The sequence below is a fragment of the Rhizobacter sp. Root404 genome (assembly GCF_001425865.1).
Lineage (GTDB): Bacteria > Pseudomonadota > Gammaproteobacteria > Burkholderiales > Burkholderiaceae_C > LMDS01.
The window spans coordinates 367,144-392,025 of the sequence record NZ_LMDS01000005.1 but is presented as its reverse complement, the minus strand read 5'-3'; the positions used below and the strand labels follow the sequence as shown (position 1 = coordinate 392,025).

Sequence of the window (24,882 nt, the reverse complement as noted above, 5' to 3'; positions counted from 1 at the left end):
TCGCATCGAACACGCGCCGCTCAGACCTCGTGGTCGGATCGAACACAAGTCAACACGCCAACCCGTTCACACCGGGCTGGCTTGGCTTGAACCGCTCAGCGGCAGTTCTTCTTCGCGAACGCCTGCGGGACATAGCCGGCCAAGTCGACGGCATCGACGGCGAAGACGAAGAATCGATTCGGATTCTCGATGCCGCCCGGGTGCAGCCCGTCGGTGACCGTGGGAGTGAAGTCGTTGTCGTTGGCAATGAAAAGCGTATGTCGTTTGACGCCGCCCATCATCACTTCGGGGCCGAAGGTCATGCCTTCGAGCTTGGCCGGAATTTCGTTGCTCGCAATGCCATGCGCGTTGAGCGCGGCCACGATGTCGAGGAACGGCGTCTTGGCCACCGCATACGGCGCCAGCGCGCCGGCACCGGCCACCAGGCTCGCATCCAGCGCGCCGGCGAGGTCGATGCGATAGAGCATCTTGTACACGGCAGTCGACCCGTCACCCAGGCCTTTGCCATCGCGTTCATCAACGAGGAACTCGTGGCTGTTGATGGCGACGATCTCGCTGACCGTTGGGTACTTCGGCTTCTTCGCCGTGCCGATATTGGTGAGCGGGTAGACGAACTGCATCGTCGCACCGGTCTCGAGGTCGATCTTCACGATGCGCGTGTAGGGAGCGTCGGTGGCGCCGTCCTGCAACAGCGGACTCTGCATCACGCCGAACAGCGATGCGCCATCGGGTGAGATGGCCAAGCCCTCCATACCCTTGTTGGCCACGCGGCCGCTGGTGTTGACAGCGATCTCCTCATTGCCGTCGGCGCTTGGCGTGGTCACGGCGAACGCATCCGGCAGCGCATAGACCGCGGTGCGCCGGCCGGTCTTGCGGTTGAAGCGGTAGACGTAGGGCCCGTATTCATCCGTGACGTAAACGCTCTCCCCGTCATTGCTGGCCCGGATACCTTCCGGGTCGAGCCGGGCGTCGCGAGCGTCCGTCGAGCGGCGTGTCGAGTCGAAGTTGTCGGAACGGCCGGTGAAGTAGTGGGTGTGGTTCAGCGCGTTCAAGGCCGGTGCCCCATGGGGCAGTCCTGCCGCCACGCCGCTGCCGTAGACCAGCGGCTGACCGCTGTGCAGCAAGGTCGTGGCCGCCAGGGTCGGCGTCAGCGTGAAAGGCAAGGCCGCACCGGTCGCGCTCGGAGCCAACTGCATCTCGAGGCCATGGAAACGATCGATGTACGACGCCGTGTCGCTCACCGCCGGCTTGTAGGCGATCGCGTTCGGGCCGCGGTCCGGCAGGGCGACGAAGCTGTTGCAGCCGGCGTAGGCGAAACCCGAGCCCAACCCACCGAGCAGATTGCCCGGCGCACCGTTCTCCAGCGGGGTGCCGGTCGCGGCCGACAGGTCGCTGCCATGCCCGCCGAGCTGGCCGATCGCGATCAGGTCGACTCCGGCCCGCGCGTTCATCGCGGCACAAGCCGAGGCGATCAGAAGGGACATCAACAGCGGTCGGGTCGGTCGGGTCACGGGGGCTCCTCGGGTGTGGTCGGACAGAACCCGCCATGATTGCCGCGTGATGTGGCAGTTCGATGAAATCCAACGACTGCTTCGCGGCAGTCGATTCGACGTACTGATCATCTGACGGTCGACTCGCGACGACCACGATCACGAGAAGCTGACCTTCGACTTCGCTGGACTGAAAAAGACAGCGAAGGGCGCCAAGTCACTGGCTGTTCGCGGCCATAACCTGAAGGTCACGAACGACCGGTATGGAACATCACGTTGCCGGTGAAGCGGGGGCCGTGGGTCCGTTTGCCCAACCACGGTTTACGCGATTTCGCCCCCCTTTAACGACCCGACTTGCCCACTGCTGCGTTGAAGTATCCAATGGGCTGCACGCGAGAGCGACGCGGACATCGGCACCGCGCAACTGCGCCGCGGAGGAGGGCTCATGACCAATGGCTCGGACATCGTAATCGTCGGTGCCGGTTCCGCTGGCTGCGTGCTGGCCGCCCGCCTGTCGGAAGACCCGCACTGCCGGGTCACGCTGATCGAGGCCGGTGGAGACGGCGACTCCAGCGTGGTGCGACAGCCGAGCCAGTGGCCGCTGCTCTGGGACCGCGACGAGAATTGGGGCTACGCGACGACCATGCAGAGCGGCTACGCGCTGCGAAGCATCCCCTGCCCGCGCGGCAAGGGCCTGGGAGGGACGAGCGCCATCAACGCCATGATCGTCATCCGCGGCGACCCGCACGACTTCGACCACTGGCGCGATCTGGGCAACCCTGGTTGGGGCTGGCGCGACGTGCTGCCCTACTTCATGCGCTGCGAGGACCATGTACTCGGCCCCTCGGCTTTGCACGGAGTGGGCGGGCCTCTCGCGGTGACCGCGCCGACGACGCCGAACCCGATGGCGCATGCATTCATCGATGCCGCCGTGGCTTGTGGACATCGTCGTAATCCCGATTTCAACGGCGAGTACCGCGACGGGTCCGGTCTGTACCACCTGTCGGTCCGCGACGGTGCTCGTTGCAGCACTGCAGCCGCCTATCTGCGGCCGGCGATGGCGCGCCCGAATCTGCAGGTGATCACCAGAGCGCGGGCTCTGCGCGTCGTGCTCGACGGCGACCGCGCAGTCGGTGTCGACATTTTCGACGGCGTGCAGGCACGACGGATCGAGGCTATGCAAGAGGTCTTGGTGTGCGCCGGCACGATCGACTCCCCGAAGCTGCTGATGCTGTCCGGGATCGGTGACCCGGTTGCGCTGCAGTCGCACGGCGTCCGCATCAGGCATGCGCTGCCGGCAGTCGGTCGTCACCTTTGTGACCACCCGGCTTCCTCCCTGGTGCTGGCACTGAAGGCGCCTGTGCCCGCTCGCCCCAGCAGCAACTTGGTTGAAGCCGGACTGTTCATGAAGAGCGCGCGATCGAGCGAGGTGTACACAACCGACATTCAGTTCCTTGTCGTGCCGCAAGCGCCGGTTATGACCGCGGCGCGCGGGCAGGCTCCGGCCATGGCCATTGCCGTTCAAGCATGCCGCCCGCTCAGCCGGGGCAGCGTCGCCCTGCGTTCGGTCGACCCGCTAGACCCTCCGCTGATCGATCCGGCGTACATGACGGAGCCCGAAGACCTCGCGCTGCAGATCGAGGGGCTGCGCGAGGCAAGGCGAATCGCAGCAGCCGAGCCGCTCGCCCGCCATCTGGACGGCGAACTGGCACCCGGTCCCGCCGCGGCGACAGATGCCCTTCTGGAACGCCACATACGCAACACCGGAAGTTGTATCTATCACGCGGTGGGGACCTGTCGGATGGGGCCAGGCGAGGATGCCGTAGTGAATGCGGAGTTGCGGGTGCACGGGCTGCGCGGCCTGCGCGTGGTTGACGCCTCGGTGATGCCGCAGATCACCTCGGGAAACATAAACCTTCCGGTCATCATGATCGCGGAAAGGGCGGCCGACCTCATTCGGCGTGTCTTGTGAGCCCACATGGGCAGCGCGAGCAGGCGCGGGTGCACGGGTGACAGGATCGCACAGACCCAACGACCCCGTACACGACGACGCATTGCGCTGTGCAGTCGTGAGCAGATGCCAGCACGAACGGCTACCGGTGAGGTGGCGACCAGCGTCGGCTCGCCGCCATCATTCTCGCGCGGTCCACCGGCAACTGGGGGTCGGGATGTTGAGGTCACCGCTTCGAAGACCGGCCGTTCATCCCGGCCAATTGCATCCCTTGAGCGCAAGAAGCGTCCCCCGCGCCTTGAGGTCGCCCGAGAAGGCGCCGCCGTCGGTCGCGACGTAGAGCGTGTCGCGATCTCCCGGCATGACACCGAAGGCCACATCCGTCGCGCCAACGATGCCCTGCGTCGCGTTGCCGATCACGGTGCGCTGACCGCTCTGCGTGACGCGCACGATGGTGTTGAACGGGTGCGTGGTGATGTACAGCGTGCCCTGGTCATCGATGGCGAAGTCGTCGCCCGGGATGCCCGCGGCGAAGACGCTGAGCGCACCGAACTTACCGTCCTGACCCAGCGTGAGCTTCAGTACCTCGGCTGCGTCCGACACCGTGACGTACAGGTCGCGTCCGAAGAAGTGCAGGCCGTTGGCACCAGGAGCCAAGGCGATGAATCGGCGGGCACGCAGTGCGTCGCTCTCGATGGCTCGCTCGGCCGCCCCCGTATTGGGGTCGATGCGCCAGACTAGGCCCAGTGCTGCGTCGGCGACGTAGAGCTGCTTGTCCGGGCCGACAGTGATACCGTTGGGCCAAGAGCCGCGCGGCAGTTTCGCGAAGAGCTCACCCTGGCCATCGGCGGTAAAGCGCCACACGCCGAGCTGGCTGCCTTGGCCGGTCATGAACATGCGGCCGTCACCATCAAACGCGATCACGCCGGCGGTGGACCCTTGCGGCAGCTCGAAGAAGATGCGCTCGCTGCCTCCCGGCGATCGTGCAATGACCTGTGCCCGCGCCTGGCTCTTGTCGCCGGTGGCGTAGTTCTCGCCCGTGTTGGCAGTGAGGTAGACCGTGCCATCTGGCCCGAGCTTCACACTCTCGAACCACTGACCTTCGGCATAGGACTTGACAGTGCGGGCCGAGGCCACTGGGTCCAGCGGCAGGGCTTCGGCCTTGGGCAGGGTCAGGACCTTCAGGCCCAAGGGTTGAAGAGCAGCGGCGATCACCGCACCGGCCATCAGGAGCGCGACTTTGGAAGCTCCTGGCGTGTGTTTGCGAGCGATCTGAAGCAGCAGCGTCGCGACGCTCAGCAGCACCAGGTAGACCGCGACGAAGAAGACGAGGAAGGGCTGGGCGATGGCGGCCAGCATGGCAATGGCGCCGACGAGTTCCAGGCCGCCGAAGGCCCAGCGCGCCGGGCGTCCGAGTCGCAGCGCGGCGAACTGGGCACGGACCTGCTCGGTGCCGAGCAACTTGCCTGCCGCCCGGGCAATGAAGCCCAGCGCGACCAGCGACTGAATGAGCAAGGTGAGCATGTTCATGAGGAACTCCTGTAGGAAGCTAACGAAGAGGACGTGAGGGTGCCAAGAGGTAGGAAGCTACCGATGCGGGCGTGAAAGTGCCTGGGTGAAACTGATTAGAGATTAGCCGCCGTCGAGGTTGGACTCGATGCGACTCAGGGCGCGCAGGAACTCCTGGCGTTCCTTTTCTGTGAAGCCCTGGAACATCTTGGAGACCAGCGCGTCGCCGGTGTCGCAGAAAGCCTGCGACGAGACCAGCTTGCGAGCCGCCTGTCCCAGATACAGGCGCTTGACGCGCCCGTCGTGCGGGTCTGCATGCCGCACCACATGCCCTTCCTTGACCATCCCGTCGAGGATGTTGGTGAGCGTTGGCGAGGTCACCGAGAGGCGGCGCTGCAGTTCTCGGTGCTCCATGCCGTCGCCGTGCAGCAGGAACTGCAAGACGTCGAACTGCGCGCCGGTGACATCGAACGGCTTGACCGTCTGCTCCACGGCGCGGCGCATCGCCAAGTAGGCGCGCTTGAGTTCGAGGGTGGGATGCGACATGTTGGTAGTTTCCTACTGATATCGATCAAAGTCAAGCAGTGGGGTTGATCGCAGCATTGGTTGACTAACGCGCGGCGCATTGGAAGTCGGCTGCTTTCGCTGCATACGGGCCTCCCCGCCCCGCGCAGCGGTGCACCCGAGCAAGGCTCACAGTGCCGGATTGGACCGCGGGAAGTAGCATGATCGCCATCGAAGCTCGAAGGCCTGAACCATGCACCTCATCGGCATGCTCGACTCCCCCTACGTCCGCCGCGTCGCGGTCTCGCTGCAACTGCTCGCCCTGCCCTTCGAGCACCGCTCGATCTCGGTCTTCCGCGGCGTCCCTGAATTCGAGGCGATCAACCCGGTCGTGAAGGCGCCGACGCTGGTCTGCGACGACGGCACGGTGCTGATGGACTCGACGCTGATCCTCGACTACGCCGAGGCGCTGGCCGCCCCGCGCCGCAGCCTGATGCCCGCGGACGTGCCGGCGCGGCAACACGCGCTGCGCGTGCTCGGCGTCGCGCTCGCGGCCTGCGAGAAGTGCGTGCAGATCGTCTACGAGCACGGCGTGCGTCCGGCCGAGAAGCTGCACCAGCCGTGGGTCGATCGCATCACCCGCCAGCTGCGCACGGCCTGCGATCTGCTGGAAGCGGAGCTGGCGCGCCAGCCGCTCGCGGCGGCGCGCGGGACCATCGACCAGGCGGGTGTGACGACCGCGGTGGTGTGGACCTTCATCCAGGCCGTGCGGCCCGAGGTGGTGCCTGCGAGCGCCTACCCGCTGCTGCAGGCGCACACGCGCGCGGCCGAGCAACTGCCCGAGTTCATCGCTGCGCCGCACGGCGACGGCGTCTACCGCGCGGCCTGAGCCCTCGCGCTTCAGCGTTCGGGTGTCTGGACGTTGGTCGTTTCGAGCAAGCCGATGGCCGTCTCGTTGAGTTGCTCGTCGAAAGCGATGGCGCGGAAGTAGCAGTCGCGCAGGATCAGCCGGGCCTGGGCGATCTTCCAGGTGTCGCCCGTCTTGTGCAGGTCGCGCGCCTTGCCCATCTCCTCGTCGAGCGCGTAGATCCTCTGGGCGAACGGCGAGAGCACGTCCCAGCGTGTGCGGCTGACGGCAGCCAGTGCCACCTGCAGCCCCACCAGGTCGCTCAGCAGTGCACGCATGTCGCGGTCGTAGGCGATGAAGTCGTCGCGCTCGAGTGCATCGTCGTCCTGCGTCGCGGACCAGGCGATCCAGGTGATCAGGTGACTGCCGGCGGCGAGCTTCTTGGTCAGGTCGACCACGGCCGTGTTGACGGTCCGCGCGAACTCCTGCTCGCGCGACAGCCGGCTCTTCAGGCCCTCCAGCGCCTGGTTGAGCTTGTAGCCGGCCAGCAGTACGACGAGCGCCAGCAGGCCCTTGTCGAGCACGATGGTGACGATCTGGTGTTCGAAATCGGACATGGCGCAGTCGAAGCCGAGCGTCCATCTCGACCTCCCGGCGGATTCTCGCGCCAATCGGCCCGCCGCGGTCTCAGCGGCGGTTCTTCATCACCCGGTCGTGATCGCGGCTGACGAGCATCAGCGCGGCTGAGCCGTAGTACTTGTGGAACTCGGCGACCATTTCGCCGCTGGCGATCACCGGGTCGGTGGCGGTGATCTGCCTGGCCTCCTCGATGTCGGCGACGGCCAGGATGAACAGCCCGCGCCAGCCGTCGACACCGTCGAAGGGGCCGGCCAGGGCCAGCTTGCCCTCGGCCGACAGGCGGCTCATGTTGGCGAAATGGCCCTTGAACATTGCATCGCGTTCGGGCCCGGCCGGCACCTTGTTCGGCCCGGTCTTCAGGACGACCAGCACGTAGGCCCGCATCCCGTTCTCGTCCGCGCCGACGGCGCGGGCCAGCGCCGGGTCGTAGGGCGGCTTTTCCGCCGTGGGTGCTTGCGCGGCCGCGTGCAGGCACAGCAGCCACAGTGCCGCGCCGCCGACCAGGACCGGGAGCTTGACCATGCGATTCAACTAGTTGGCGTTGGCCACTGCCGCCCGATACGCGTGCCACGACGCGTGGCCGAGCACCGGCGCCGCCACCAGCAGGCCGAGAAACCACGGCAGCAGCGCGACGACGACGATCGCGGTGATCGTCAGCCCCCACAGCAGCATGACCCCGGGCTGCGCCAAGCACAGCCGGATGCTCGTGATGCCGGCGCTGATCGCGTCGGTCTCGCGGTCGAGGATCATCGGCATCGCGACGACGCTGCAGGCGAAGATCAGCGTCGCGAACAGGCCGCCGACGATCAGGTAGGCCACGATGAAGGTCAGGTTCTGCGGGTCGAGCAGCGCCAGCAGCGAGCCCTTGAAGTCGGGCATGCCGTCGAAGCTGAGCGCGAATACGACGAGCGACGCGCGCGCCCACAGCATCTCGATCACGAGCAGCACCGCGCCGAAGATCGCCATCGTGCCGCTGCGCGTGCGCCACGCCACCAGCGAGCGGCCGAGCTGCGGGCGCTCGCCGCGCTCGAGGCGGCGGCTGGTGTCGTACAGCCCCAGGCACAGGAACGGCCCGACCAGCAGGAAGCCGGCCGACAGCGCCAGCACCCAGGCCGGCGCCTGGCGGAACAGCAGCATCAGCAGCCCGCCCATCGCCGCGAAGCAGGCGCCGTAGAACAAGCCGAGCAACGGGGCCCGCGTGAAATCGCGCCAGCCGAGCTTCAGCCACTGAAACGGTGCCGTCGCGGCGAGCGGGTTGAGCCGGATCGGCGCGGCGTCGACGCGGGCCGCGTCGGCGGCGCCCGCGGCCGGGCCCGCGGTGTCGGCGAGCGGTGCCGGGTCGGGTCGGAGGGTCGTGTTCATGGGTGCGGCATCGTTGACCCGCTGCGGCGCGCGTGCAATCGGGCCTTGCCCGAGGCGGCGGCCGGGTTACGCTTGGCGCCATGGGCCTGCCGCGTTCACTGATCTCGTCGCTCGTCGTCGCCGCGAGCGCCCTCGTCGCCGGCTGCGGCACCGCGCCGTCGTCGGCCCCGGTGCCGCCGCGCCCGGAGGAGGTGCGCGCGCGCATCGCCGAGCTGCTGCCGGCGAGCGTGCCGGATCGCCCGGGCTGGGCGGTCGACATCTACGCCGCGTTCGATGCGCTGCGCATCGAGCCGAGCCCGGTCAACATCTGCGCGGTGCTGGCCGTCGCGGAGCAGGAATCGACCTACCGCGCCGACCCGCAGGTGCCGGGGCTCGGCAAGATCGCGCGCGAGGAGATCGACCGCCGCGCCGAGCGCGCCGGCGTGCCGCAGATGCTGGTGCAGGCCGCGCTCAACCTGCGCTCGCCCGACAGCCGCACCTGGAACGAGCGCATCGGCGCGGCGCGCAGCGAGAAGGAGCTGAGCAACCTGTTCGAGGATTTCATCGCCCAGGTGCCGCTCGGCCAGCGCTTCTTCGCCGGCTACAACCCGGTGCGCACCGGCGGGCCGATGCAGGTCAGCGTCGAGTTCGCGGAGGCGCACGCGAAGGCGCGGCCGTACCCGTACCGGATGATCGGCTCGGTCCGCGACGAGGTGTTCTCGCGCCGCGGTGGCCTCTACTTCGGCATCGCCCACCTGCTCGACTACCCGGCGCATTACGACCAGCCGATCTACCGCTTCGCCGATTTCAACGCCGGCCAGTACGCGAGCCGCAACGCCGCGTTCCAGAGCGCGGTGGGCACGCTCGCCGGCGTCACGCTCGAGCTCGATGGCGACCTGATCGCGCCGGGCAGCGACGCGGCCCGGCCGGGCAGCACCGAGGCCGCGGTGCGTACGCTCGGCCCGCGCCTGGGCGTGCGGGACGACGAGATCCGCCGCGCGCTCGAGCAGGAGGCGCGGCTCGCGCTGGAGCAGACGCGCGTGTGGACCCGCACCTTCGAGCTGGCCGACGCCGCGGCGCGCCGGCCGGTGGCGCGCGCCCTGCTGCCGCGCATCCGCCTGAACAGCCCGAAGATCACGCGCCCGCTGACCACCGAGTGGTTCGCGCGGCGCGTCGACGAGCGCTACCAGCGCTGCCGCGCCAAGGGCGGCTGACCGGGACTGATCTTCTACAAGGACTGAGGTCCGCGCGATGCGCAGCCCATCGTCTTCCACCACGGCTGGCCGCTGTCCTCGGACGACTGGGACGCGCAGATGCTGTTCTTCGTCCGGCACGGCTACCGCGTCGTCCGGCACCAGCGACCCGAACGGCAGCATGCACGTGACGCCCGAATGCGGCGTGGTCGTGCAGGCCGTGCTGGTCCCGCAGAAGACCAATCCCGAGCTGGTCGACCGACTGCAGGTCGGCATCGTCGACCAGGCGCTCGGCTACCGGCTGATCGGCGCGACCGAGCAGGGGCTGGCCCAGCTCGACCAGCGCCGCCGCGCGCAGGAGGTCGACAAGGCCGCCAGGAACGGCAAGGCGCCGTCGCTGTGAACAACCGAACCACGGAGGTGATGACATGAACCGATCCAGCCTGCGCCGGACCACGACGCTGTTGGCCGCCGCCCCGCTCGCGCTGCTGCTCGGCAGCCAGGGCACGATGGTGCTGAAGATCGACGACAAGGGCTGCCTGGACGGCGGCATGATGATGGGCAAGCTGTGCGAGCTGTGAGGCCGGCGGCGCGGCCCGTGCGCTAGGCCCGGCGCCAGGCTCGCGCGTCGCCGTCCTCGGGCCGCAGCTCGCGCACGCCGCGGGGCAGCGACGCAACGTGCAGCGTCTGCGTCGGAAACGCGAAGCCGATGCCGCGCTCGCCGAGTTCGCGCATCAGCGCGAGGTTGATGCGCTGCTGCTCGTCCATGTAGACCCCGTAGGCCGGGTCGAGCACGATGTAGACGACCTCGTAGTCGAGCGAGCTGGCGCCGAAGCCCTTGAAATGCGCGCGGTCGAAACGCAGGCGCGGGCTCTGCTCGACCAGGCGCCGGACGATGCGCGGGATCTCCTCGGCCTGCTCCGCACTCGTGTCGTAGCTGACGCCGAAGCCGAACACGATGCGGCGTTCGCGCAGGCGCTTGTAGTTGCTGACCGTCTGCTTGAGCAACTCGGTGTTGGACACCACGATCTGCTCGCCGCCGAGGCTGCGGATGCGCGTGGTCTTGACGCCGACCAGCTCCACCGTGCCGGCGACACTGCCGAGCACGATGAAATCGCCGACCTCGAACGGCTTGTCGGCCGCGATCGCGACCGAGGCGAACAGGTCGCCGAGGATGTTCTGCGCCGCCAGCGCGACCGCGATGCCGCCGACGCCCAGGCTCGCGATGAACGCGGTGATGTTGACGCCGAGATTGGAGAGCATCGCCAGCAGCACGATCGCCCACAGCAGCGTGCGCAGGCCCCACGAGACGAGCGTGGCGGCCGCGCCGACCGTGGCCGACGGCGTCGCGGCGTGCTTCAGCGCATGGCGCCGCAGGCCGATCGACACGCACCGGTTGGCCCACAGCGCGACCTGCAGGGCCAGCGCGATGAACCACAACTGGCCCACGCGCGAGGACCAGCGCTCGGGCAGGTCGAGCATGCCCACGCCGACCAGGATCGCGACGAGCGCGAGCAGCCAGCGGTTGGTGCCGGCCAGCACCTCGACCAGCATGTCCTCGGCACGGTTCGTGGTGCGTTCCGCGACGCGGGTGAGGCGTGACAGCGCGACGCGCAGCGCCAGCGACATCAGGAGATACGCGAGCATGGCCGCGCCAATGCCCAGCGCGAGGCTGGCAAGCGAAACGCCGGCCACTGTCGTGTGGCCGGCCCAGTCGAGAAAGGACGAGGACTCCATGTCGCGACCGTAGCATCCGCATGCCGCTCGCATGCCGCACGCCCGCGATGCCGCACCCCCGCATGGGGTTACGGCGGTCCCGCGGCCCGCGGTGCGCGCGATACATTTGGCAGAATGTATTACCTGAAAACTCGCGGACCGCCGAAGGAATGGCCGCCCTGCCCATGCACGAGCCGTTGAGCGACGACCTGCGTCGCTTCATCCTCACCAGCGTCCCCTCGGTGCCCTACCTGGAGGCGATCCTGCAGTTTCATGCGCCCCCGCGGGCCCCCCGCTCGGCGGCATCGCTGGCGGCCGTGCTCTACATCGGCGAGTCGGCGGCGCAGGCGCTGATCACGGCGCTGGCGGTCGCGGGAATCGTCCGCAAGCTGCCGCACGACGCCGAGGACCGCCACGAATACGCGCCGGCCGATCCGGCGATGGCCGCCATGATCGACCGCCTCGTGCGCGCCTACACCAGCGATCTCGTCGGCGTGACCCGGCTGATCCACGACGCGACGCAGCGCAGCGCGCAGCGTTTCTCGGATGCATTCAAGTTCGGAAAGGGATCGTGATGGACAAGATCGTCTTCGCCTTGTGCGCCGCCACCGCGGTGCTGTGTGCCGGNGCGCGCAGCGTTTCTCGGATGCATTCAAGTTCGGAAAGGGATCGTGATGGACAAGATCGTCTTCGCCTTGTGCGCCGCCACCGCGGTGCTGTGTGCCGGACTGCTGCTGCGCGGCTACCTGCGCAGCGGCGCGCGCGGCCTGCTGTGGGCCTGCCTGTGCTTCGTCGGGCTGAGCCTGAACAACGTGCTGCTGATCGTCGACCGCTACGTGTTCACGTCGGTCGACATGTCGCTGTGGCGCCTGTCGATCGCGCTGGTCTCGACGCTGCTGCTGGTCTGCGGCCTGCTGCTGGACCCGGCGCGTTGAGGCGCGCAGCGTTTCTCGGATGCATTCAAGTTCGGAAAGGGATCGTGATGGACAAGATCGTCTTCGCCTTGTGCGCCGCCACCGCGGTGCTGTGTGCCGNGTTCACGTCGGTCGACATGTCGCTGTGGCGCCTGTCGATCGCGCTGGTCTCGACGCTGCTGCTGGTCTGCGGCCTGCTGCTGGACCCGGCGCGTTGAGCGGAGGCTGCGATGCATGAACTGCTGCTCGGGGGCATTGCCGTGGCCTCGTTCGTGGCCGGGCTGATCTTCCTGCGCTACTGGCTGAGCACCCGCGACCGCTTCTTCCTGCTGTTCACGGCGTCGTTCTGGCTCGAGGGGCTGAACCGCGTCCACATGGCGGTGACCGCGAGCTGGAACGAGGAGGCCCTGCCGGTGCACTACGTGGTCCGGCTGATCTCGTACCTGCTGATCCTGCTGGCGATCTGGCTGAAGAACCGACCCGGCCGGCACTGACGCCGGCCGGCCGGCCGGCGCTTCAGCGCTGGCCGCTGGCCTGCGGCGGCACGCCCTTCAAGTGCAGGTAGAGCGCGCGCACGTCCGTATCGTTCATCGCCTGCAGGCCGGCGAACGGCATCACCGGACTGACCGCGCTGCCGTCGGGCCGCTTGCCGCTGCGGAACATCGCGATCATCGCGTCGGCGTCCGGGTATCTGGCCAGCGCCGAGCCCTCGCCCGGCGTCAGGTTCGCGGCGGCGGGCCAGTCCGGCGGCGCGCCGGGAATCTTGCCGCCCGACAGGTGCTCGCCGTGGCAGCCGATGCAGGTGTTGGCCACGTAGGCACCATGCGCCACGGTCACGCCCTCGGGCACGGGCAGCGCAGGCGGCAGCGTGTGGTCGATGCGCTCGGCGGCGTCCTTGACCAGACCGGCCGCATACAGCGCCTTGACCGGCAGCGGGAACGCGATCGTCGCGCCCGGTCCGGCGGCCGGGGGCAGCTGGCGCACGTAGGCGACGACGGCGGCGAGGTCGTCGTCGGTGAGCCGCGCATAGTCCTCGCTCGGCATCACGATGGCCGGGCGGCCGTCGGGCTTGACGCCGTGGCGGATCGTGCGCACCCAGTCGAGCGCGGTGTAGGCCGCGACGGCGGCGCCCGGGGCCGGCGTGATGTTGGGCGCGTGCACCAGCAGGCCCTTGCCGTCGTTGACCACGTCCTTGCCGGCCCCGTCGGCGCCGTGGCACTCGGCGCAGTTGCGCGAGACGTAGAGGTACTTGCCGCGCTCGATGGTCGCGGCGTCGCTGCGGTACGGCACCGCGTCGAGCCTGACCTCGACCCGGCGCTGCATCTTGCGCTCGCCGAGCTGCGCGCCGACCACGAGCGCGGCGGCTGCGGTGGCGACGAGGCCGAGCAGCGCGATGCCGCTGCGCTTGAGCCATTTGTTCATTGCAGTGATCCTCGTTGCGAGGCCGCGCCGGCGACGGCGGCGGCCTCGATGTCGCGGGGCGCCGCGTGGCCGGCGCCGTACAGCGCGATGACGCAGAAGGCGATGATCGCGAGCAGCGTCACCGCGCTGGTGCCGGCGCAGGCCTGGTACGGCGTGGGCTTCATGGCGCGGGCACCGGCTCGGGCGCGGCGGCGGGGTCCAGCGTCACGCCGACGACGCGCGCCAGCTTGGTCCAGCCGCTCGCGTCGAGGTGCGGGCGCACGTGCATCAGCACGCCGAGCAGCGCTTCCGGCGGCATCTGCGTCTTCATCGCGCCGAACATGCCGGCACGCTCGGCGGGGCTCAGCGCCGGCACCAGCCAGCGCGCGACCAGCAGATGCTCCTGCGGCGCGATCGACGCCAGGATGCGCTCGTGAATCGCGTGCAGTTCGGCGTCGCTGTAGTGCGCCCAGAGGGTCGAGGCGTTGACCGTCTCCTCGATCTGCATGTGCTCGAAGTTCTCGGCGACGAACAGCGCGAGGTGACGGTACAGGCGCAGCGCGCGCATGCCGCGCTCCGCCGGGACGGCCGCGGCCAGCGCGGCGGCCTCGGCGCGCAGCATCGCGATCGACTCGAAGTGGTCCTCGTGATCGCCCGCGGTGCGGGCCGAGCCGGCCGGCACGCGGGCCTCGATCGCGCTGTGCAGGAAGTCGTTCTCGTGCTGGATGTGGCTCTGGCACAGCGTCAGCAGGCTGTCGAGCTGGCCCAGCGTGGCGGCGAACTCGTCGGCGTCGTACACGTCGAGCCGGCCGACGCGGCACAGCGTGTCGCACATGAAGCTGCGCAGCGCCTTGTGGATGTCGAGGTAGAGGTTGTAGCGCTCCGGCGCGTGCACGGCGGGGGTGGACGAGGCGGCGGCGGGGGCGGTCTGGAAGGTGGCGGTGTTCATGGCGAGGCTCCTTGTCTTGAGGTGCCTCACTGTAGAAACCGGCGCCCGCGCGCACATCGACCGAAGGAGCCATTGGCTCCCCGCCGAGGAGCCATCCGGGGATCAGCCGGGCGGCGGCGGCGGCGCGCCCGGCGCGGGCGGTTCGGCGGCGGCGGCGCCGGGCGGCGCGTGCATCACCCGCTGCGGGAACGGGATCTCGACCCCCTCGGCGGCGAGCAGGTCCAGCACGGCCAGGTTCACGTCCGAGCGCACGTTGCCCTGCCCGTTCTCGGGGTCGCCGATCCAGAACGCCAGGTTCAGGTTGATGCCGTCGGCGGCGAACTCGCTCAGGTGAACGGCCGGGCCGGGCTGCTCCAGCACCCGCGGCACGGCGCGCATCGCGGCCTCGAGCTTGGGCTGCAAGGCGCGGATGTCGGTGCCGTAGGCCACCTGCACCGCGCTGTTGAGCGCGATCAGCCGATCGGCCAGCGACGAGTTCTCGACCCGCTGGGTGATCAGCATCTCGTTCGGCACGATCGACTCGCGGCCGTTGAGCGCGCGGATCACGGTGTAGCGGGTGCGGATATCGCTGATCCGGCCTTCGAATCCATCCACCTTGACCATGTCGCCGATCCGCAGCGAGCGCTCGGCCAGCACGACGAAGCCGCTGACGTAGTTGGCCGCGATCTTCTGCAGGCCCAGGCCCACGCCGACGCCGATCGCGCCGCCGAGCACCGACAGCGCGGTCAGGTCGATGCCGACCGCCGACATGGCCAGCAGCAGCCCGACCACCAGCAGCAGCACACGCACGATGTTGGCGGCCATCTTGCGCAGCGACAGCGTGTTGCCGCTGCCGCGCAGCAGCCGCTTCTCGATCGCCGCGGAGATCCACAGCGCGAGCACCATCACCAGCCCGGCGGTCAGCGTGCCCTCGACGATGTTGCGCAGCGAGACGCGGCTGGCGCCGATCTTCCAGTGCAGGTCGTCCATCGCGTCCATCAGGATCGGCAGCACGCCGGTGACCCACAGCACGACCGCGAGCCACGCCAGCCACGAGATGCTGCGCTCGACGATGCGCACCCAGCGCACGTCCGGGAAGGTGACGCCGAGCACGCGCACGCTCAGGCGGATCACCGCCAGCGAGATCAGCATCGGCACCGCGAGCCGGAACACCGCCGCCTGCGCCGTCGCATGCACGGCGACCTGCGCGGCGAAGGCCAGCGCCAGCGCGAGGATCGGGAACAGGACACCGTCGATGATGCGGCGGCCGAACCAGATCGATTCGTCGTCCGGCGGCTCGGCGCCGCGGATCAGGCGGACGACGACCCAGGCCAGCAGCAGGCAGCCGGCCAGCACCGCCAGTTCGACCAGCGTGCCCGGCTCGCCGAGCGCGAGCAGCAGCGCTTTCAGTTCGATGCGGCCGAACGGCTGGCCCGCCGCCGCCGCCGCGTCAGACACCGGCGAGCACGCGCAGGTGGGCGGCGACGCTGCGCGCCAGCGCGCCGAGGTTGTAGCCGCCTTCCAGGCACGAGACGATGCGGCCCTTGGCGTGGCGATCGGCAATGGCCTTGATGCGCAGCGTCATCCATTCGTAGTCGGCCTCGACCAGGCCGAGCTGGCCCAGGTCGTCCTCGCGGTGCGCGTCGAAGCCGGCCGAGACGAAGATCATCTGCGGCCGGAACGCGTCGAGGCGCGGCATCCAGTTGGCCTCGATCAGCTCGCGGACCTCGGCGCCGCGGGTGTAGGCGGGGATCGGCACGTTCACCATGTTCTCGCCCAGCGGCACGCCGCCGCTGAACGGATAGAGCCGGTCCTGGAAGATGCTGACCATCAGCACGCGCTCGTCGCCGGCGATGATGTCCTCGGTGCCGTTGCCGTGGTGGACGTCGAAATCGACGATCGCCACCCGCTCCAGCCCGCGCACGTCGAGCGCATGGCGCGCCGCGATCGCGACGTTGTTGAAGAAGCAGAAACCCATTGTCTCGCTGCGCGTGGCGTGGTGGCCCGGCGGGCGCACCGAGCAGAACGCGTTGCTGGCCCGGCCGTCGAGCACCGCGTCGGTCGCGGCCACCGCGGCGCCGGCGGCGCGCTGCACCGCGGCCCAGGTGCCGGCGTTGGCGCAGGTGTCGGGGTCGAAGGCGTGGCGCGAGTCGTCGCCGCCCAGGTGCTCGAGCGCATCGCGCAGCTCGGCCACGTAACCGCTGGTGTGGGCGTTGGCCACGTCGGTCAGGTCGACCAGTGGCGCCTCGAAGCGCTCGAGCGCAATGTCCAGGCCAGTCGCGAGCAGGTAGTCGTCGATCGCGTCGAGCCGCTGCGGGCACTCGGGGTGGCCGTGGCCCATGTCGTGGCCGCGGCAGTCGGGATGGCTGTAGAAGGCAGTGGTCATCGGCGGCGGTCGGGGCTTTTCGGGTAAGGTTCCTGCATGGACAAACGCGTGGACACTGCCAAGGCGCTCGCCGCACAGCTGACGGCTCTGGTCGACCAGATCGCCACGATTATCGTCGGCAAGCGCGCCCAGATCGAAGACTGCGTCGCCTGCATGCTGGCGGGCGGGCACCTGCTGATCGAGGACGTTCCGGGCGTCGGCAAGACCACGCTGGCCCACGCGTTGGCGGTGTCGCTCGGGCTGCGCTTCTCGCGGACCCAATTTACCGCCGACCTGATGCCCTCGGACTTGATCGGGGTCAGTGTCTATGAACGCAGCAAGGAAACTTTCGTCTTCCACCCCGGCCCGGTGTTCGCGCAGGTGCTGCTGGCCGACGAGATCAACCGCGCCGGGCCGAAGACGCAGAGCGCGCTGCTGGAGGCGATGGAGGAGCATCAGGTCACCGTCGAGGGCGAGACCCGCGCGCTGCCCGAGCCGTTCTTCGTGATCGCGACGCAGAACCCGAGCGACCAGCTCGGCACCTACCCGCTGCCCGAATCGCAGCTCGACCGCTTCCTGATGTGCCTGACACTGGGCTACCCCGACCAGGCCAGCGAGCGCGCGCTGCTCGCCGGACAGGACCGCCGCGAGGCGATCCACGGCCTGCGCGCGGTGATGACGCCGCTGCAACTCGTCGAGGCACAGCAGGCGGTGCAGGCGGTGCACGTGTCGGACGCGCTGCTCGACTACCTGCAGGCGCTGATCGCCGCGACCCGCTCGGGCCGCTGGTTCGTCGAGGGCCTGAGCCCGCGCGCCGGCATCGGCGTGCTGCGCGCCGCGCGCGCCCGCGCCCTGCTCGGCCAGCGCGACTACGTGGCGCCCGACGACGTGCAGTACGTGCTGCCCCAGACCATCGCCCACCGCCTGGTGCCCGTCGCCGGCGCCGGCCGCGGCCGGGTCGAGCAGGTGCGCGCGATGGTCGAGGCGGTGGCGTTGCCGTGACGGTCGACGCGGGTCTGGCCCCGCCGGGGCTGAACCCGGCCGCGCACATCCGCGCCCGCTTCCGCGCCTGGATCGATGCGCGCCAGCCGCGCACCGACACGCTGCAGCTGACGCAGCGCAACGTCTACATCCTGCCGACGCGCGCGGGCTGGATGTTCGGGGCGACGCTGCTGGTGCTGCTGGTGGCGTCGGTCAACTACCAGCTGAACCTGGGCTATGTGCTGACCTTCCTGCTGGCCGGCAGCGGCGTGGTCTCGATGCACCTGACGCACGCGACGCTGCGCGGGCTCACCCTGCACCTGAAGCCGGTCGCGCCGGTGTTCGCCGGCGACCCGGCGGTGCTCGACGTGGTGCTGACCAGCCCGGGGGCGGCGCGCTTCGGCATCGGCCTGAAGGTCTACGGCGCGCCCGAGGACACGCTGACCTGGATCGACGTGCCCGCGCTCGGCCAGGCGCATGCGCAGGTCAGCTTCGTGCCGCCGCGCCGCGGCCGGCACGAGCCGCCGACGCTGGGCGCCGAGACGCGCTTCCCGCTCGGCCTGTTCCGCGTCTGGACGGTCTGGCGGCCGGCCGGGCAGTTGCTCGTCTACCCCTCGCCCGAGCGCCCGCCTGCCGCGTTGCCGGCTGCCCGTGCGGTGCCGGGCGGCCCGACCCAGTCGCGCAGCGCCGACGGCGGCGAGGTCGAAGGCGTGCGCGCGTACCGGCGCGGCGACCCGCTGAAGCTGATCGCGTGGAAGAAGGCCGCGAAGACGCTGGACAGCGGCGGCGACCTCGTCAGCCGCGACACCAGCGCGTCGGCCCATCAGGAGCTGTGGCTGGACTGGCAGGCCTGCGGCACGCTCGCGCCCGAGGAGCGCCTGTCGCGCCTGACGTCCTGGACGCTGGCCGCGCACCGCGCCGGCGCCGACTACGGGCTGCACCTCCCGGGCGTCGACATCGCGCCCGCCGACGGTGACGCGCAGCGCCGGCAATGTCTGGAGGCGCTCGCGCTGTGGCACTGATCGCGCCCACCGCCCGCCTGCTGCCGCTGCCGAAGTGGCGCACGCTGCCGCGCGATGCGCGCGACACGCTGTTCCTGCTCGCGGTGATCGGCTGGACCGTGCTGCCGCACGTCTCGCACCTGCCGCTGTGGTGTTCGCTGCTGACGGCGGTGGTGCTGCTGTGGCGGGCGCGGCTCGCGGTCGCGAATGCGCCGCTGCCGAACCGCTGGTGGCTGGTCGCGGCGCTCGCGCTGGCTGCGGCGCTCACGTTCTGGTCGCACCGCACGCTGCTCGGCAAGGAGGCCGGCGTCACGCTGGCCGTGGTGCTGATGGCGCTGAAGACGCTCGAGCTGCGCGCGCGCCGCGACGCGTTTGTGGTGTTCTTCCTCGGCTTCTTCATCGTCCTCACGCACTTCCTGTATTCGCAGTCGCTTCCGGTCGCGGCGGCGATGCTGGTGTCGGTCTGGGGCCTGCTGACCGCGCTGGTGCTGGCCCACATGCCGGTCGGCCAGCCGAGCCTGCGCCAGGCGGCGCGGCTGTCGGCGAGAACGGCGCTGTGGGGCGCGCCGATCATGGCGCTGCTGTTCGTGCTGTTCCCGCGCATCGGGCCGCTGTGGGGCGTCCCGCAGGACGGGCAGTCGACCACGGGTCTGTCGAATTCGATGCGCATGGGCTCGGTCGCCGAGGTCGCGCAGGACGACAGCATCGCGCTGCGCCTGCGCTTCACGGGCACACCGCCGTCGCCCGGCACGCTGTACTTCCGCGGACCGGTGCTGTCGCATTTCGACGGCGTCGAGTGGCGCGTCGCGCCGCCCGGCGTCAGCGATTTCGGACCGGTGCGCCGCAACCTGCGCACCAGTGGCGCGGGCGTGGCGTACGAGATGACGGTCGAGCCGTCGCGGTTGACCTCGCTGCCGCTGCTCGAGGCGAGCGTCGACGCGCCGAAGATCGACGGCGTGCGCGTCACCGGCCTGGCCGACCTGGAGTGGCGCACCGACCGCCCGCTGTTCGAGCGGGTGCGCTTCGACGCCTTCGCGTTCACCGACTTCCGCCACGGCCCGACGACGCCGCAGCTCGCGCTGCAGGACCAGCTCGTGCTGCCGCCCGGCTACAACCCGCGCACCCTCGAATGGGCCGCCGCGATGCGCCGCGACCCGCGCTACGCGAATGCCGAGCCGCGCGTGCTCGCGCAGGCGCTGCTCGATCACATCCGCACGTCGAACTACACCTACACGCTCGCGCCCGGCGAGTACGGCCGCGACGCGGTCGACGAGTTCTGGCTCGACCGGCGCGAAGGCTTCTGCGAGCACTTCGCGGCGGCGTTCGTCGTGCTGATGCGCGCGCTCGACGTGCCGGCGCGCGTCGTCACCGGCTACCAGGGTGCGGACCCGATCGCGGTCGACGGCTACTACGTCGTGCGCCAGAGCTCGGCGCATGCGTGGGCCGAGTACTGGCAGCCCGGCATCGGCTGGGTCCGCGCCGACCCGACCGCGGCGGTCGCCCCGGAGCGCATCAACCGCAGCGTGCGGCTGCTCGCGCCGCGCGGCGTCGTCGCCGGCGCGATCGCCAATGTCAGCCCGCAGCTGCTCGAGCGGCTGCGCGGCGGCTGGGAGGCGCTGAACAACCGCTGGAACCAGTGGGTGATGAACTACTCGCGTGGCCAGCAGCTCGACCTGCTGAAGAACATCGGCTTCGACTCGCCGAGCTGGGAGGACCTGACGCTGCTGCTGATCGGCGCGCTCAGCACGCTGGCGCTGGTCGGCGCGGCCTGGGCGTGGTGGGACCGGCACCGCGTCGACCCGTGGACACGGCAGATGGACCGCCTGCGCGCGGCGCTGCAGCGTGCCGGCGTCAGCGCCGCCGCGCACGAGCCGCCGCGCGCGCTGGCCCAGCGGGTGCGCGCGCGCTGGGGCGCGGCCGGCGAGCCGCTGGCGGAACTGCTCGACGCACTGGAGCGGCAGCGCTACAGCCGCACGACGATCGCGCGCCCCGATCACGCATTGACGCGCCGCTTCGTCGCGCAGGCGCGTGCGCTGCGTGCCGCGGCGGGCTGATCGGCCGACGCGCCGCCGATAATCGGCGCATGCATCGATTCACCCTCGGCCATCGCGTCGCGCTGGCCCTGCTCTCGACCACGCTGCTGGTCGCCGCCGCCGATGCGGCCGCCGCGCGCAAGAAGAAGCCGACCGCCGACCACGTCCGCACCGACGACGCCCCCGACATCGTCACCTACGGCCAGCGCGAGGACGTGATGCGCTTCGGCGCCGAGCTCGCCGAACGGCGCGGCCTCGACGTGGCGCGCGTGCAGGCGGCGCTGCAAAGCGCGCGCTACCAGCCCGCGGTGACGCGCTTCATCATGCCGCCGCCGGCCGGCACCGCGAAGAACTGGGCCGCGTACCGCGCCCGCTTCGTCGAGCCGATCCGCATCCGTGCCGGCACGGCGTTCTGGCGCACGAACGAGAAGTGGCTGCAGCTCGCCGAGGCGCTGTACGGCGTGCCGCCGGAGATCGTGGTCGGCATCGTCGGCGTGGAGACGCTCTACGGTCAGCAGATGGGCAGCTTCCGCATCATCGATGCGCTGGCGACGCTGGCGTTCGACTTCCCGAGCGGCCGCAAGGACCGCGCGCCGTTCTTCCGCAGCGAGCTCGAAGAGTTCTTCGTGATGTGCCAGAGCGAAGGCCTGGACCCGCTGCGGCCGACCGGCAGCTTCGCCGGCGCGCTGGGCATGCCGCAGTTCATGCCGTCGAGCTTCAACAAGTACGCGGTCGACCTGGACGGCGACGGCCGCGTCGACCTGCGCGGCAGTCCGGCCGACGTGATCGGCAGTGTCGCGCACTACCTGGCCGAGTTCGGCTGGCGCCGCGCGCTGCCGACGCGCTTCGACGTCGCGGTGCCGGTCGACACGGCCGACCGCGCGGTGCTGCTGGGCCCGGACATCGTCCCGAGCTTCAGCGCGGCGGAGTTCGCCGAGCGCGGCGCAGTGCTCGACGACGCGGTGGCGGCGGCCGACGCGCGGCTGGCCGAAGCCGGCGGTGTGGGCAAGCTCGCGCTGGTCGAGGTGCAGAACGGCGACGCGGCGCCGAGCTACGTGGCCGGCACGTCGAACTTCTACGCGGTGACGCGCTACAACTGGTCGAGCTATTACGCGCTGGCCGTCATCGAACTCGGCGAAGCGGTAGCGCGCGAACGGGCCCGCACGCCGCGCTGACGCCGCGGCACCGCCCGCCCGTTCAGAGGGCGGCGATGCGCTCGACCTGGCGCTGCAGGAACCGCCCGGCCCGGCCCCAGCGCCCGCTGGCGCGCGATTCGACCGGCACGCCGGCGAGCCAGCGATCGAGTTCGGCGCGCAACGCCTCCGCCGACACGCAGCGCTGGCTCGGTTGCTTCGCGAGCGTCTTCAGCACGACGGCGTCGAGGTCACCGGCCAGCGTGCGGCGCAACCGGGCCGGCGTGCTGCCGCGCTGCCGGGCGATCTCCGGCCCGAGCCCACGCTCGCTCGGCGGACGCGGCACGATGTCGAGGATCGACTGCTCCAGCACGGCGGCACTTTCTATCGTCGGCTCGTCCGGACGATGCCCGCACAGCAGTTCGTAGAGGATCACGCCCAGCGCATAGACATCGCAGGCGGTGGTCAGCGACTGGCCGAGGAGCTGCTCCGGCGCGGCGTACCAGGGCAGCACGGGGTTGCCGGCGAGGCGCGTCATCTCGGTCTCGACCGAGGCGACGCCATCGGGCTCCAGCAGCTGGACCAGCCCGAAGTCGAGCACCCGCACCTCGCCCTGCCGGGTGACCAGGAGATTGTCGGGGTTCAGGTCGCGGTGCAGCACCAGGTGCGCATGGGCGTGCCGGACGGCCAGCACCACCTGCCTGAACAACAGGACGCGTGCACGGATGCCGAGCCGCCGCCCGTCGCACCACGCCATCAGCGGCTCGCCGTCGACGAATTCGCGTGCGATCCAGGGCCGGCCGGACGCCGTCACGCCGGCGCCGTGCAGGCCGGCGATGTTCGGGTGATTGAGCGCGGCGAGCAGGTCGCGTTCGCGCTCGAAGCGCTGGGTGAAGGTGTCGCGCTCGACCGCGCCGGCTTGCCGCGACAGCAGCGTGATGACCTCGCGCGTGGACGCCGCGGCATCGTCGCGCTGCGCCAGCCAGACCTCGGCCGCGTCGCCGTCGGCCATGCGGCGCTGCAGACGGTACGGGCCGAAGCGGCTGCCTTCGCGCCGCGCCGCATCGCGAGTCTCCTCGCGCCGCGCCGGCCGCGGCGACCGCGGCGACGGCAGGTCCTCGAAGAGATCGCTGTAGGGCGTGCGCGCGCGGTCGTCGAGCATCTGCTGCAATTGCGGCAGCAGCGGGTGTGCCTGGGCCTCCAGCCGGAGCAGCCAGTCCTCGAGCGAGTCGGCGTCGAGCGCGTCCGCCAGCTTGTACAGCGCGGAGAGTTGTTGCCAGTCGGCCACCGGGGTCCGGTTCATCTCAGTCGTCGTCGGGTCGAGGTTGATTCGATGAAGGGTAGGTGGCGCACCCGGACGCCGCAATCCGTCATTCGTGGGAACGTGGCACACCGGGCGTCAGGCCAGCGCGAGCCCCTCGATGCCGAAGCGGCTGAACTCGTCCACCGTCGGCGTGGCTGCGGCGGGGGCCGCCGACACGCGCCGGGCCAGATGGGTCAGATCGGCCAGATCCATCATGTCGCCGGGCTCGGCACGCGGTGCGGCGGCCGCGCGACGCGGCGTGCGTTTCGCGGCGGCGCGGCGTTCGGCGACCGCCCGGGCGGCCAGCCAGTCGTCGTAGCCGCCCTCCCCGGCGTCGCGCACGTCGAGCCCGTGCGACAGCTCGAAGCTGGAGTCGAACCAACCCGGGCCTTGCGCGGGCTCGAAGGCGGCCTGCGGCGGCTGCTCGCGCAGCGCGCGCTGGACGATCGTGCAGGCCGTGCGGCGGGAGGTCAGGAACGAACGCGAGATGAACTGGAAGCGGGCCATGGTCGAGGTCTCGGACAGGGGTCGATGCGGTGCCCTCAGTGTTGCGGCCCGCCGCGGCGCGGGCCATCCCCGCGAAGGCGGAATGCGGGCGGGGAATCGGGGGGACCGGGACGCTCCCTCGGCGGGGGGCCCCTGGGCGGGGCGGTTGGCGCTCAGGCCGGGATGACGCTGACCTCGACGTCCATGCGCTGGTCGCCGCCGCCGTAGATCACGCCGCGCAGCGGCACCACGTCGGCGAAGTCGGCGCCCCAGGTCAGCGTGATGTAGCGCTGGTCGGCGAGCTGGCGGTTGGTCGGGTCGAACTCGACCCAGCCGTGCTGCGGCGAATAGGCAGCGACCCAGGCATGCGAGGCGTCGACGCCCATCAGCCGCGGCATGCCCGGCGGTGGATCGGTCAGCAGGTAGCCCGACACGTAGCGCGCGGGCAGGCCGTGGCCACGCAGGCACGCCAGCATCAGGTGCGCAAAATCCTGGCAGACGCCGCGGCGCTGGTACAGCACCTCGTCGACCGAGGTGCTGACCGTCGTGGCGCCGGGCTCGAACTCGAAGTCGTCGTGGATGCGGCGCATCAGCTCGCTGACTGCGTCGAGCCACGGCCGGCCGCGCGCGAACGACTTGCTGGCGTAGTGGCGGGCGCCCTCCGACAACGGCACCAGCGGGGTCGGCTCGCTCATGCTGGCGGGGATCAGGTCGTCCTGCTGCGGTTCGCGGCGGATCGCCTCGCGCACGGCCTCCCAGGCGAGCTCGGCCGGCGGCTGCCGCGCGAGCGTTTGCGACTGTGCCTGTGCCTCCGTCTGGGTCTGCATCGCGAAGGACAGCTGCTCCTGCAGCGCAGGCGTCGTCCGATCCACGGGTGGCCGTTCGAGCACCTCGACCAGGCACTCCATCCGCACCTTCAGCATCCGGTGCGCGCCGTGCAGGCCGAAGTGCGTGACCATGTTGCCGAAGCTGTCGAGTTCGTCGCGACGCTCGTCGGCCTTCGGTTCGATCTCGAGCGTGTACGAGAGCAAGCGCTGCCACGGCAGCATGCGCGGCGTCAGCCGCGCCAGCTGCCACGACTGCGAGACCGGCGCCGTGTAGGCATACCGCGTCTCGTGGTGAACGGTGTAGCGCTGCGGTTCCATCG

Annotated in this window: 27 protein-coding genes and 1 pseudogene; 13 read left to right on the top strand and 15 right to left on the bottom strand. The window is 70.2% G+C overall.

What is annotated here, in order from left to right; translation table 11 throughout:
- Window positions 1-95 precede the first annotated feature (95 nt).
- Entirely contained in the window at window positions 96-1,511 is a 1,416-nt protein-coding gene (locus ASC76_RS15965) for an esterase-like activity of phytase family protein (protein WP_371262138.1), read from the bottom strand.
- Between the two features lie 424 nt (window positions 1,512-1,935).
- Here ASC76_RS15965 and ASC76_RS15960 point away from each other — a divergent pair, with 424 nt between their 5' ends.
- The gene (locus tag ASC76_RS15960; RefSeq protein WP_056468386.1) at window positions 1,936-3,462 is read left to right on the top strand and encodes a GMC family oxidoreductase; all 1,527 of its coding nucleotides are present in this window, start codon (window positions 1,936-1,938) and stop codon (window positions 3,460-3,462) included.
- Between the two features lie 228 nt (window positions 3,463-3,690).
- Here ASC76_RS15960 and ASC76_RS15955 read toward each other — a convergent pair whose 3' ends face one another.
- Together ASC76_RS15955 and ASC76_RS15950 are read right to left on the bottom strand one after the other, a co-directional pair.
- Entirely contained in the window at window positions 3,691-4,971 is a 1,281-nt protein-coding gene (locus tag ASC76_RS15955; RefSeq protein ID WP_056468383.1) for a hypothetical protein, read from the bottom strand.
- A 102-nt stretch (window positions 4,972-5,073) separates the two neighbouring features.
- Complete coding sequence (locus tag ASC76_RS15950) at window positions 5,074-5,496, bottom strand: MarR family winged helix-turn-helix transcriptional regulator (protein ID WP_056468379.1); 423 nt, start codon at window positions 5,494-5,496, stop codon at window positions 5,074-5,076.
- Between the two features lie 211 nt (window positions 5,497-5,707).
- Here ASC76_RS15950 and ASC76_RS15945 point away from each other — a divergent pair, with 211 nt between their 5' ends.
- Window positions 5,708-6,343, top strand: coding sequence for a glutathione S-transferase family protein (locus ASC76_RS15945; RefSeq protein ID WP_056468377.1), 636 nt, complete (start codon window positions 5,708-5,710; stop codon window positions 6,341-6,343).
- A gap of 11 nt (window positions 6,344-6,354) precedes the next feature.
- On the opposite strand, the gene ASC76_RS15940 is transcribed toward ASC76_RS15945, so the two are convergent.
- From ASC76_RS15940 to ASC76_RS15930, 3 genes are all read right to left on the bottom strand, one after another.
- Window positions 6,355-6,918 (bottom strand): hypothetical protein, encoded by a 564-nt coding sequence (locus tag ASC76_RS15940; protein WP_056468374.1) that lies wholly within the window; start codon window positions 6,916-6,918, stop codon window positions 6,355-6,357.
- Between the two features lie 70 nt (window positions 6,919-6,988).
- On the bottom strand, window positions 6,989-7,462 hold the full coding sequence (locus ASC76_RS15935; protein ID WP_056468371.1) for a YciI family protein: 474 nt from the start codon (window positions 7,460-7,462) through the stop codon (window positions 6,989-6,991).
- 9 nt (window positions 7,463-7,471) lie between these two features.
- Window positions 7,472-8,302 carry a DUF2189 domain-containing protein gene (locus ASC76_RS15930; protein WP_082549223.1) on the bottom strand — a complete coding sequence of 277 codons (831 nt, stop codon included), beginning with the start codon at window positions 8,300-8,302 and terminating at the stop codon, window positions 7,472-7,474.
- Window positions 8,303-8,382: 80 nt separating this feature from the next.
- Here ASC76_RS15930 and ASC76_RS15925 point away from each other — a divergent pair, with 80 nt between their 5' ends.
- The 4 genes and pseudogenes from ASC76_RS15925 (at window position 8,383) to ASC76_RS25425 (ending at window position 10,055) form a co-directional block, all read left to right on the top strand.
- Window positions 8,383-9,495, top strand: coding sequence for a DUF1615 domain-containing protein (locus ASC76_RS15925; protein ID WP_056468368.1), 1,113 nt, complete (start codon window positions 8,383-8,385; stop codon window positions 9,493-9,495).
- A 6-nt stretch (window positions 9,496-9,501) separates the two neighbouring features.
- Window positions 9,502-9,684, top strand: a pseudogene (locus ASC76_RS26245) (alpha/beta fold hydrolase); the annotation flags it as partial.
- Window positions 9,656-9,877, top strand: a complete 222-nt coding sequence (locus tag ASC76_RS25430) for a hypothetical protein (RefSeq protein ID WP_056468365.1) — start codon at window positions 9,656-9,658, stop codon at window positions 9,875-9,877. The pseudogene ASC76_RS26245 and the gene ASC76_RS25430, both read left to right, overlap by 29 nt.
- 25 nt (window positions 9,878-9,902) lie before the next feature.
- Complete coding sequence (locus ASC76_RS25425) at window positions 9,903-10,055, top strand: hypothetical protein (RefSeq protein WP_157615748.1); 153 nt, start codon at window positions 9,903-9,905, stop codon at window positions 10,053-10,055.
- Window positions 10,056-10,077: 22 nt separating this feature from the next.
- Here ASC76_RS25425 and ASC76_RS15915 read toward each other — a convergent pair whose 3' ends face one another.
- Window positions 10,078-11,211: a mechanosensitive ion channel family protein gene (locus ASC76_RS15915; protein ID WP_056468362.1), complete on the bottom strand. Its 1,134-nt coding sequence runs from the start codon at window positions 11,209-11,211 to the stop codon at window positions 10,078-10,080.
- Between the two features lie 176 nt (window positions 11,212-11,387).
- Here ASC76_RS15915 and ASC76_RS15910 point away from each other — a divergent pair, with 176 nt between their 5' ends.
- The 3 genes from ASC76_RS15910 to ASC76_RS15900 all read left to right on the top strand — a co-directional run bounded on the left by ASC76_RS15910 (window position 11,388) and on the right by ASC76_RS15900 (window position 12,598).
- Window positions 11,388-11,765 carry a hypothetical protein gene (locus tag ASC76_RS15910; protein ID WP_157615746.1) on the top strand — a complete coding sequence of 126 codons (378 nt, stop codon included), beginning with the start codon at window positions 11,388-11,390 and terminating at the stop codon, window positions 11,763-11,765.
- Between the two features lie 99 nt (window positions 11,766-11,864).
- Complete coding sequence (locus ASC76_RS15905) at window positions 11,865-12,125, top strand: DUF5985 family protein (protein ID WP_056468356.1); 261 nt, start codon at window positions 11,865-11,867, stop codon at window positions 12,123-12,125.
- Between the two features lie 209 nt (window positions 12,126-12,334).
- The gene (locus ASC76_RS15900; protein ID WP_056468353.1) at window positions 12,335-12,598 is read left to right on the top strand and encodes a DUF5985 family protein; all 264 of its coding nucleotides are present in this window, start codon (window positions 12,335-12,337) and stop codon (window positions 12,596-12,598) included.
- A gap of 22 nt (window positions 12,599-12,620) precedes the next feature.
- On the opposite strand, the gene ASC76_RS15895 is transcribed toward ASC76_RS15900, so the two are convergent.
- From ASC76_RS15895 to ASC76_RS15880, 5 genes are all read right to left on the bottom strand, one after another.
- Window positions 12,621-13,526, bottom strand: a complete 906-nt coding sequence (locus ASC76_RS15895; protein WP_056468350.1) for a cytochrome c — start codon at window positions 13,524-13,526, stop codon at window positions 12,621-12,623.
- Window positions 13,523-13,690, bottom strand: coding sequence for a hypothetical protein (locus ASC76_RS25415; protein ID WP_157615742.1), 168 nt, complete (start codon window positions 13,688-13,690; stop codon window positions 13,523-13,525). Before ASC76_RS25415 ends, ASC76_RS15895 begins: the two co-directional genes overlap by 4 nt.
- Window positions 13,687-14,454, bottom strand: a complete 768-nt coding sequence (locus ASC76_RS15890) for a hypothetical protein (RefSeq protein WP_056468347.1) — start codon at window positions 14,452-14,454, stop codon at window positions 13,687-13,689. The genes ASC76_RS25415 and ASC76_RS15890 overlap by 4 nt, the downstream gene beginning before the upstream one ends.
- A gap of 102 nt (window positions 14,455-14,556) precedes the next feature.
- Complete coding sequence (locus tag ASC76_RS15885; protein WP_056468343.1) at window positions 14,557-15,891, bottom strand: mechanosensitive ion channel family protein; 1,335 nt, start codon at window positions 15,889-15,891, stop codon at window positions 14,557-14,559.
- Window positions 15,884-16,819: a histone deacetylase family protein gene (locus ASC76_RS15880; RefSeq protein WP_056468340.1), complete on the bottom strand. Its 936-nt coding sequence runs from the start codon at window positions 16,817-16,819 to the stop codon at window positions 15,884-15,886. Before ASC76_RS15880 ends, ASC76_RS15885 begins: the two co-directional genes overlap by 8 nt.
- 36 nt (window positions 16,820-16,855) lie before the next feature.
- Here ASC76_RS15880 and ASC76_RS15875 point away from each other — a divergent pair, with 36 nt between their 5' ends.
- Genes ASC76_RS15875 through mltB form a run of 4 tightly spaced genes read left to right on the top strand, consistent with a single transcriptional unit; the run spans window position 16,856 to window position 21,988 of the window.
- Complete coding sequence (locus tag ASC76_RS15875; RefSeq protein ID WP_056468337.1) at window positions 16,856-17,800, top strand: MoxR family ATPase; 945 nt, start codon at window positions 16,856-16,858, stop codon at window positions 17,798-17,800.
- On the top strand, window positions 17,797-18,801 hold the full coding sequence (locus ASC76_RS15870) for a DUF58 domain-containing protein (RefSeq protein WP_056468335.1): 1,005 nt from the start codon (window positions 17,797-17,799) through the stop codon (window positions 18,799-18,801). The genes ASC76_RS15875 and ASC76_RS15870 overlap by 4 nt, the downstream gene beginning before the upstream one ends.
- Window positions 18,792-20,834 carry a DUF3488 and transglutaminase-like domain-containing protein gene (locus ASC76_RS15865; protein ID WP_235580485.1) on the top strand — a complete coding sequence of 681 codons (2,043 nt, stop codon included), beginning with the start codon at window positions 18,792-18,794 and terminating at the stop codon, window positions 20,832-20,834. Before ASC76_RS15870 ends, ASC76_RS15865 begins: the two co-directional genes overlap by 10 nt.
- 29 nt (window positions 20,835-20,863) lie before the next feature.
- Window positions 20,864-21,988, top strand: coding sequence for a lytic murein transglycosylase B (gene mltB, locus ASC76_RS15860; RefSeq protein ID WP_056468332.1), 1,125 nt, complete (start codon window positions 20,864-20,866; stop codon window positions 21,986-21,988).
- A 22-nt stretch (window positions 21,989-22,010) separates the two neighbouring features.
- Here the strand turns inward: mltB and ASC76_RS15855 are convergent, their stop codons facing one another.
- From ASC76_RS15855 to ASC76_RS15845, 3 genes are all read right to left on the bottom strand, one after another.
- Window positions 22,011-23,249 (bottom strand): serine/threonine-protein kinase, encoded by a 1,239-nt coding sequence (locus ASC76_RS15855; protein WP_056468330.1) that lies wholly within the window; start codon window positions 23,247-23,249, stop codon window positions 22,011-22,013.
- 96 nt (window positions 23,250-23,345) lie between these two features.
- Complete coding sequence (locus tag ASC76_RS15850) at window positions 23,346-23,756, bottom strand: hypothetical protein (protein WP_056468326.1); 411 nt, start codon at window positions 23,754-23,756, stop codon at window positions 23,346-23,348.
- A gap of 152 nt (window positions 23,757-23,908) precedes the next feature.
- Window positions 23,909-24,880 carry a transglutaminase family protein gene (locus ASC76_RS15845; RefSeq protein WP_056468322.1) on the bottom strand — a complete coding sequence of 324 codons (972 nt, stop codon included), beginning with the start codon at window positions 24,878-24,880 and terminating at the stop codon, window positions 23,909-23,911.
- Between the last annotated feature and the right edge of the window lie 2 nt (window positions 24,881-24,882).

Bases quoted from the DNA above. Each gene is read 5' to 3' on its own strand.
- ASC76_RS15960 (WP_056468386.1), top strand. From the start codon at position 1,936: ATGACCAATGGCTCGGACATCGTAATCGTCGGTGCCGGTTCCGCTGGC.
- ASC76_RS15955 (WP_056468383.1), bottom strand. From the start codon at position 4,971: ATGAACATGCTCACCTTGCTCATTCAGTCGCTGGTCGCGCTGGGCTTC.
- ASC76_RS15950 (WP_056468379.1), bottom strand. From the start codon at position 5,496: ATGTCGCATCCCACCCTCGAACTCAAGCGCGCCTACTTGGCGATGCGC.
- ASC76_RS15945 (WP_056468377.1), top strand. From the start codon at position 5,708: ATGCACCTCATCGGCATGCTCGACTCCCCCTACGTCCGCCGCGTCGCG.
- ASC76_RS15940 (WP_056468374.1), bottom strand. From the start codon at position 6,918: ATGTCCGATTTCGAACACCAGATCGTCACCATCGTGCTCGACAAGGGC.
- ASC76_RS15935 (WP_056468371.1), bottom strand. From the start codon at position 7,462: ATGGTCAAGCTCCCGGTCCTGGTCGGCGGCGCGGCACTGTGGCTGCTG.
- ASC76_RS15930 (WP_082549223.1), bottom strand. From the start codon at position 8,302: ATGAACACGACCCTCCGACCCGACCCGGCACCGCTCGCCGACACCGCG.
- ASC76_RS15925 (WP_056468368.1), top strand. From the start codon at position 8,383: ATGGGCCTGCCGCGTTCACTGATCTCGTCGCTCGTCGTCGCCGCGAGC.
- ASC76_RS25430 (WP_056468365.1), top strand. From the start codon at position 9,656: ATGCACGTGACGCCCGAATGCGGCGTGGTCGTGCAGGCCGTGCTGGTC.
- ASC76_RS25425 (WP_157615748.1), top strand. From the start codon at position 9,903: ATGAACCGATCCAGCCTGCGCCGGACCACGACGCTGTTGGCCGCCGCC.
- ASC76_RS15915 (WP_056468362.1), bottom strand. From the start codon at position 11,211: ATGGAGTCCTCGTCCTTTCTCGACTGGGCCGGCCACACGACAGTGGCC.
- ASC76_RS15905 (WP_056468356.1), top strand. From the start codon at position 11,865: ATGGACAAGATCGTCTTCGCCTTGTGCGCCGCCACCGCGGTGCTGTGT.
- ASC76_RS15900 (WP_056468353.1), top strand. From the start codon at position 12,335: ATGCATGAACTGCTGCTCGGGGGCATTGCCGTGGCCTCGTTCGTGGCC.
- ASC76_RS15895 (WP_056468350.1), bottom strand. From the start codon at position 13,526: ATGAACAAATGGCTCAAGCGCAGCGGCATCGCGCTGCTCGGCCTCGTC.
- ASC76_RS25415 (WP_157615742.1), bottom strand. From the start codon at position 13,690: ATGAAGCCCACGCCGTACCAGGCCTGCGCCGGCACCAGCGCGGTGACG.
- ASC76_RS15890 (WP_056468347.1), bottom strand. From the start codon at position 14,454: ATGAACACCGCCACCTTCCAGACCGCCCCCGCCGCCGCCTCGTCCACC.
- ASC76_RS15880 (WP_056468340.1), bottom strand. From the start codon at position 16,819: ATGACCACTGCCTTCTACAGCCATCCCGACTGCCGCGGCCACGACATG.
- ASC76_RS15875 (WP_056468337.1), top strand. From the start codon at position 16,856: ATGGACAAACGCGTGGACACTGCCAAGGCGCTCGCCGCACAGCTGACG.
- mltB (WP_056468332.1), top strand. From the start codon at position 20,864: ATGCATCGATTCACCCTCGGCCATCGCGTCGCGCTGGCCCTGCTCTCG.
- ASC76_RS15855 (WP_056468330.1), bottom strand. From the start codon at position 23,249: ATGAACCGGACCCCGGTGGCCGACTGGCAACAACTCTCCGCGCTGTAC.
- ASC76_RS15850 (WP_056468326.1), bottom strand. From the start codon at position 23,756: ATGGCCCGCTTCCAGTTCATCTCGCGTTCGTTCCTGACCTCCCGCCGC.
- ASC76_RS15845 (WP_056468322.1), bottom strand. From the start codon at position 24,880: ATGGAACCGCAGCGCTACACCGTTCACCACGAGACGCGGTATGCCTAC.